This is a genomic window from Synechococcus sp. R8-2 (assembly GCF_047461715.1).
Classification (GTDB): Bacteria; Cyanobacteriota; Cyanobacteriia; order Thermostichales; family Thermostichaceae; genus Thermostichus.
The window spans coordinates 1-4,927 of record NZ_JANSHQ010000005.1; the positions used below are offsets into that span (position 1 = coordinate 1).

General features: G+C 58.7%; 6 protein-coding genes. 5 read left to right on the top strand and 1 reads right to left on the bottom strand.

Annotated features, from left to right (window positions below; translation table 11 throughout):
- Positions 1 to 129: 129 nt before the first annotated feature.
- Complete coding sequence (locus NW819_RS00075) at positions 130 to 1,143, top strand: ATP-binding cassette domain-containing protein (protein ID WP_414412515.1); 1,014 nt, start codon at positions 130 to 132, stop codon at positions 1,141 to 1,143.
- Positions 1,144 to 1,306: 163 nt separating this feature from the next.
- Positions 1,307 to 2,161 (top strand): ABC transporter permease, encoded by an 855-nt coding sequence (locus NW819_RS00080; RefSeq protein ID WP_414412516.1) that lies wholly within the window; start codon positions 1,307 to 1,309, stop codon positions 2,159 to 2,161.
- A gap of 24 nt (positions 2,162 to 2,185) precedes the next feature.
- Here the strand turns inward: NW819_RS00080 and NW819_RS00085 are convergent, their stop codons facing one another.
- A complete protein-coding gene (locus tag NW819_RS00085) occupies positions 2,186 to 2,401 on the bottom strand; it encodes a hypothetical protein (protein ID WP_011433464.1) in 216 nt (71 codons plus the stop codon).
- Between the two features lie 116 nt (positions 2,402 to 2,517).
- Between NW819_RS00085 and NW819_RS00090 the strand changes: the two genes are divergently transcribed.
- From NW819_RS00090 to NW819_RS00100, 3 genes are all read left to right on the top strand, one after another.
- Positions 2,518 to 3,168 carry a class I SAM-dependent methyltransferase gene (locus NW819_RS00090; RefSeq protein ID WP_414412519.1) on the top strand — a complete coding sequence of 217 codons (651 nt, stop codon included), beginning with the start codon at positions 2,518 to 2,520 and terminating at the stop codon, positions 3,166 to 3,168.
- Positions 3,169 to 3,282: 114 nt separating this feature from the next.
- Positions 3,283 to 4,305 (top strand): thiamine-phosphate kinase, encoded by a 1,023-nt coding sequence (gene thiL, locus NW819_RS00095; RefSeq protein WP_414412517.1) that lies wholly within the window; start codon positions 3,283 to 3,285, stop codon positions 4,303 to 4,305.
- A 201-nt stretch (positions 4,306 to 4,506) separates the two neighbouring features.
- A partial coding sequence (locus NW819_RS00100; protein ID WP_414412518.1) for a hypothetical protein occupies positions 4,507 to 4,927 on the top strand: 421 nt, incomplete at its 3' end.

Consider the following 4,927-nt stretch of genomic DNA (forward strand, 5'->3'; position numbering starts at 1 on the left):
TCGGAGCCGGGTAGTTTACCTCCCACCATCCCTAGGGGGCTGGCGGCAACGAGCAAGAAATGGTGGCGATCCCTGGCCTCATCTCCCGAACAGGCTTGATAGCCTAGAGGAAGCGAGATGTGGATACCCATGTCAGATACTCCTGCGGTCTTGGTACAGCAACTTCAGAAGCGCTACGGATCCACAGTGGCCGTGGCGGACGTCTCGTTTCAGGTGGAACCCGGCCAGATCTACGGCATTCTCGGCCCCAATGGAGCGGGCAAGACCACCACTTTGCATTGCCTCTGCACCTTGCTCCGTCCCGACTCAGGCCGGATAGAGGTGTACGGGATCCCGGCCAGCGAAAACCCCAAAGCGGTACGAGAAAAACTGGGGTTTGTTGCCCAAGAGGTGGCTTTGGATAAGGTGCTGACCGGGCGAGAATTGTTGCAGTTGCAGGCCGATCTCCACCACCTGCCTCGCCCCTTGGCTCAAGAGCGAATCGCTGCCGTCCTGGAACTGCTGGGGCTGACCGACCGCGCCGACCAACTCATCGGTACCTACTCCGGCGGGCTGCGCAAACGCTTGGATCTGGCGGCAGGACTGCTCCATCAACCCCAGGTGCTGGTCTTGGACGAGCCCACGGTGGGCCTGGACATTCCTAGTCGGCTGGCCATCTGGGATTTTTTGCGCCAACTCAAGAACACAGGGATCACGGTGGTGCTCAGCAGCCATTACCTGGAGGAGATCGACCTGCTGGCGGATCGGGTAGCCATCATCGACCGGGGCAAGGTGATCGCCGAGGGAACCCCAGAGGAGCTCAAAACCCGCGTCGGCGGCGAGCGCATCACCGTCAAGCTGCAGGAATTTGCCCCGGCGGAACTGGCCCAACGGGGTGCCCAACTGCTGGGATCCCTGCCCTTTGTCCAGAAGGTGGTGATCAACAGCGCCCAGGGCAACGCCCTGAACCTGGTGGTGCAGCGGAATGGAGAGGATCCCCTCAGCCAGATTCGCGCCCACTTGCAGGCTCATGGGCTAGAGGTGTTCAGCAGCACCCAGTCTCGTCCCAGCTTGGATGATGTGTATTTGGCGGCAACCGGGCAAACCCTCATGGATGCGGAGCTGGCCGCTGCCGAGGCCAATCTGGGCAAAAAGAAAAAGTAACTTCATCCCCTCATGATCGAGCCCCATTGATCCCTGTACAAAGGCATATCGAGATATTTATTGGTTGTATTGGTTGATGGATTAGATACTGCATTCATTCATTCATCACACATTCATTGATTCATCACACATTCATTGATCACAACTCTACAGGAGCTTTGGTATGAACTCTGCCTCTTCCTCGGTTCAACCCAACCCGATCCCCCTTCTGACGGCTGATTTTTGGCAGGAGACCTTTGCCCTCACCCGCCGCTTGTTTATCCAACTGCAGCGTCGCCCCACAACCTTGCTGGTTGGCATTATCCAGCCGTTGCTCTGGCTGATTCTATTTGGAGCCTTGTTTCAGAATGCTCCTGCCGGCATTTTCGGGGCCGGACAAAACTACACCCAGTTTTTGGGGGCGGGAGTCATCGTGTTTACGGCTTTTGGTGGAGCCTTGAATGCCGGAGTGCCGGTGATTTTCGACCGAGAATTTGGCTTTTTGAACCGGTTGTTGGTGGCTCCCCTCACCTCTCGTTTTTCCATTGTTCTTGCTTCTAGCCTGTTTATCGTCAGCTTGGCGTTGCTGCAGACGGCAGTCATTGTGGGGGCAGACTACGCCCTTGGGGCCGGGATCCCCGACGGGCCAGGCTTGGCGGTGGTGGCCTTGATCGTGGGCCTGTTGGTCTTGGGCTTCACGGCCCTGAGCTTGGGCTTGGCCTTTGCCATGCCGGGGCACCAGCAATTGCTGGCTTTCATCTTTTTGGTCAACTTGCCCCTGATCTTTTCCAGCACGGCCTTGGCTCCCCTGAGCTTTATGCCCACCTGGCTGCGTTGGGTGGCCAGCCTCAACCCCCTCACTTTTGCCATCGAGCCCATCCGCCATGTTTACCGCAGCAGCCATTGGAGCTGGGCCGATGTGGTGCTGCAGGCTCCCTGGGGCGATCTCACCCTGGCGGGATCCCTGGGCCTCTTGACGGGGTTTGTCGTAGTGTCGGTTCTGCTGGTGCAGGGGGTGTTGCGCAAAAGCTTGGCCTGAGCCTCTCTGCCCAGGCTGTGCCCCTCAAAGCCACTGGCGGGAAACGGACTTCTCCATAGCTGCCTGTGCCCGCTGCACCAGAGCCAGGGGGCTGTCCTGGGCTGGGGAAACGCTGAGAGAAGGAGTAAGGCTGCGAGCCTGCAGAGCCATGTGGAGCTGCAGTTCGGTTACGTACTCCCGCAGGCCAAAGTTAGACCCAGAAGAAGAAGGAGCCGCTGAAGAGGGGTGAGACACAGACATCACGGCAAAGAGTCCTTCGCGAAATGGCCACTGTTGCTCTGCTAAGGTATCACGCCCACCCCTTTTCCGAAGCTTCCAAAATGTTAGCTTTGATTAAGATTTGCAACCGTTTGGCCATGGTGGTGCTCAAGGATTGGCAGCGCTCCAAGTTGGATCCCAGCGACGATGCCCTCTTTTACAGCTATCCTCGCTTCGTGACTCATGTGGATTCTGGCTTCATCGGCCAGCTCACCGATCTATACCGCGAGCATTTGCGGCCCCAGACCCGCATTCTCGATCTGATGAGCAGTTGGGTCTCCCATTTGCCACCTGAGATGGAGTTTGCCCATGTGGAGGGGCATGGGATGAACCCGGAGGAACTGGCGGCCAACCCCCGGCTGGATCACTTCTTCATCCAAAACTTGAACCAAAACCCAAGTCTGCCCTTCCCTGATCAATCCTTCGACGCGGTGCTGAACACGGTCTCGGTGCAGTATCTGCAGCAGCCGGAGCAGGTGTTTGCCGAGGTGTATCGCATCCTAAAGCCCCAGGGCCTGTTCATCGTCAGCTTCTCCAATCGCATGTTTTTCCAGAAGGCGATCCAGGCTTGGCGGGACAACTCTGAGGCGGGGCGGGTGGAGTTGGTCAGGCGCTATTTTGAGTCGGTGCCAGGGTTTGAGGTGGTGAAAGTGATCCAGCGGCCTGCCCCTATGGGTTGGCTGGGCTTTTGGGCAGGCGGAGGCGGGGATCCCTTCTATGCCCTAATTGGACAGCGGACGGCGGGGTAGAATTCTCCAGCTTGCCTGTGGCGTGCAGGCGGGATCCTTGGAAATATCCAACAAGACTCCAGCATCCACCAGATCTTGCAGCTGTGTTATCCTCGCTACCCTCAGAGGTCTGTCTTGTTCTCCGGTCTTTCTGACAGTTCTTCCCCACAAAACGGCAATCCTTCCCCCCTACCCATCTCGGCAATTGGGGAGGCAGGGCTGCTGCAGATCGTGCAGCGCTACTGTCCGGCCCAGGTGGTGGGAGACGATGCGGCGGTGTTGGCTGCTCCGGAGGGGCAGTTGGTGGTGACAACCGATGTGTTGGTGGAGGGAGTTCACTTCAGCGATCTGACGACCCCGGCCCATGCGGTGGGCTGGCGCGCGGTGGCCGCCAATCTGTCGGATCTGGCCGCGATGGGATCCCGTCCGCAGGCGTTGGTGGTGGGTTTGGGCTTGCCGGGCTCCACACCGGTTGCTTGGGTGGAGGAGCTTTATCAAGGGATGCGGGACTGTTGCGCCCGCTGGGGATGTCACCTGGTGGGAGGGGATCTGTGTCGGTCGCCGCATCGATTTGTGGCAATCACGGCCCTGGGATCGGTGCAGCCGGGGCGGGCTATTCAGCGCAGACGGGCTCAACCCGGCGATTGGCTGGTGGTAACAGGGCCCCACGGAGATGCGCGGGCAGGCTTGGAGCTGCTTCTCCATCCTGAACAGGGATCCTCAGCTACGGCGGCCGAGCGCGAGCAGTTGATCAGGGCTCACCAATACCCACGCCCGCGACTGGATCTGTTGCCCCTCTTGGAAGGGATCCCGGATCCCTTGCGCATTGCCGGCATGGATACCAGCGACGGTTTGGCAGATGCCCTGGTGCAGGTGTGTCAGGCCAGCGGGGTGGAGGCAAGGATTGCCGTGGAGCGGATCCCGATTTCAAAAGCTTTGCGGCAGGCTTTTCCGGCCCAAGCCTGGGAGTGGGCGCTCTATGGAGGCGAAGATTTTGAGCTGCTCCTCAGTGCCGAGGTGTCGGTGGCCAAGCATCTGTTGGAAAGATTGCCGGGGGCCGTTTGGATTGGAGAAGTGACAGGCTGGGATCCGCAGGGAACCGTCTGGCTGAAGGACGGGCGGGCCCTCAGCCGTCAACAAGCCTTCCAGCATTTCTGAGAGAAGTTGTGCTGCAGGATGGCCACCCAAACTGCCAACAGTTGAAAACAAATCGACTTGTGGGAGAAAACAAGCCCTAGGAAGGATTCGATAACCTAGAAATGGAGAGAAGCTGAGACAAGGAAGCAAATTGACTTGGAATAGCTTCAGGCAACTGCTCAGAACTCGGCAGAACTTGGAGAAGCATTGGAGACTCTACTCATGAAAGCTATCTTAACAGCAGCCATTCTTGGCCTGGCCGGGATCCCTGCGTTGGCCCCCTTGCCCAGTTCGGCTCAGCCGCTGTTTGAATTGGGTGCCTACCGCCTTGAGCAGGGGACGATTATCCCGGTCGGCAGCCTGAGTAGCGAAGGGCCGCAATACTTTTATCCCGACACCGTCTATCCCCTGGAAGTGGCCGTTACTCAGAACATTTTTGACAGCCAGGGGCGCTTGGTGATCCCGGCGGGTAGCCGCATTTTTGGACAGATGGAACCTGCACCGGGCGGATCCCGCTTTGTCGGCACTTCCATTGTTCTCGGCGGTCGTACCTACAGCCTGCGGGCTTCCTCCAACATCCTCCACGACGAAAAGGATCCCCGTCAGTATTCGGCTGAGGCCATCGCTCAGGATGCAGCCATTG

What these genes read in the sequence shown, in the direction of transcription:
- NW819_RS00075 (WP_414412515.1), top strand. Translation starts at nt 130, where the DNA reads ATGTCAGATACTCCTGCGGTCTTGGTACAGCAACTTCAGAAGCGCTAC.
- NW819_RS00080 (WP_414412516.1), top strand. Translation starts at nt 1,307, where the DNA reads ATGAACTCTGCCTCTTCCTCGGTTCAACCCAACCCGATCCCCCTTCTG.
- NW819_RS00085 (WP_011433464.1), bottom strand. Translation starts at nt 2,401, where the DNA reads ATGTCTGTGTCTCACCCCTCTTCAGCGGCTCCTTCTTCTTCTGGGTCT.
- NW819_RS00090 (WP_414412519.1), top strand. Translation starts at nt 2,518, where the DNA reads ATGGTGGTGCTCAAGGATTGGCAGCGCTCCAAGTTGGATCCCAGCGAC.